We start from the raw sequence: 1530 nt of genomic DNA on the forward strand, positions 1-1530 counted from the left end.
ATTTAGATCATTTATTTAATATAATTAGTATAAGAAATTCGCTTCGGAGAAAAGCATGACAGAATCAACTACTCGCTGGTATTCAGATAAATTCGTTTTAATTGCTGCATTAGCAGCCATCTCACTTTCTGTATTTCAAATCTGGCAAGGCATTACTGCAGATTTATCTGCACCTGTATTTAGACCTATTCATTTAAGTTGGGTGCTTATTTTAGTGTTTTTAACGCTCCCCTTAGTCAAGTCAGAAAAATCAACCGCTATTTATATGCTGGGTCGTACAATTGATATTGTGTGTATTGCAGCCATTGCTTGGGCTTCTTATCAGATAGTGTCTTTTGATTATGACGACATCATGTTCCTAATGGACGGCTTAACCTCATTAGATCAGTTATCGGGATTAATTATTATGGTGTTGCTTTTAGAAGCGACACGCCGGACCGTTGGTATGGTGATGGTGTTAATTGCAGCTTTATTCCTTACTTATGCCATTTTTGGTAATTATTTACCCGGTTCAGTGGCTAGTAAAGGTTTTTCAATTGAAGAGATTGTGAGATTCCATATATTCTCTACTAACGGTATTTATGGTGCGCCGTTAGCGATTGCAGCAGGTGTGGTTTTCATTTTCGTATTATTTGGGGCGTTTTTACAAGTCACTGGAGCAGGTAAATTCTTTATTGATGCATCATTTTCACTAGCCGGTAAATACCGTGGTGGTCCAGCGAAAGCAAGTGTATTAGCATCAGCGGCTTTAGGCTCTATCTCTGGCTCTGCGATTGCTAATACAGTAACAACAGGCGCTTTAACCATCCCTATGATGAAGAAATTAGGCTATAAGTCTGAGCAAGCTGCTGGAATTGAAGCCGCTGCTTCAACTGGCGGACAAATCATGCCACCTGTAATGGGAGCAGGTGCCTTTGTAATGGCTCAGTTTACAGGTATTCCTTACAGTGAAATCTTATTAGTTTCTATTGCTCCGGCTATTTTGTATTTTGCTTGTACCTTACTTTATGTGCATTTAATGGCTTGTAAATTAGGGTTACATGGGATGGATGTAACTGAAAAAATATCCGTAGTATTAAAAGAAGGCTGGCATTTTTTAGTGCCTTTAATTCTTATTACTACGCTTTTATTGATGAGTTATTCACCGATCCTAGTAGGCATTACAGGTTGTGTTGCTATTCTTGTGGCGGCAATGTGCCGTAAGCATAGTAGAATTACTATTGGTGTATTCTTTGAAGGTATGAAAGAAGGGGCAATTTTAGCACTGCCAATCAGTGTTGCCTGCGGTACAGCAGGTATTGTTGTAGGTGTAGTAGGACAAACGGGTATTGGCTTGCAGTTCACGCAATTCCTGATGGCGCTTTCAGGTGGTCATCTATGGTCTGTATTAGGACTTATTGCTATTGCAGCTGTGATTTTAGGAATGGGGTTACCAGTAACTGCGGCTTATATCGTATTATCTATCATGGCCGTGCCAAGTTTGACTGAGTTAGGAGTTGGGTTATTAGCGGCACATATGATTGTCTTCTG

At 39.8% G+C, this 1530-nt stretch carries 1 protein-coding gene; it reads left to right on the forward strand.

The window, feature by feature from the left end; translation table 11 throughout:
• Positions 1-55: 55 nt before the first annotated feature.
• Positions 56-1530 (forward strand): TRAP transporter permease (locus tag DS885_RS14105; RefSeq protein ID WP_113820062.1); only part of this gene is annotated, 1475 nt, incomplete at its 3' end.

Source organism: Psychromonas sp. B3M02, assembly GCF_003318165.1.
Taxonomy (GTDB): Bacteria; Pseudomonadota; Gammaproteobacteria; order Enterobacterales; family Psychromonadaceae; genus Psychromonas.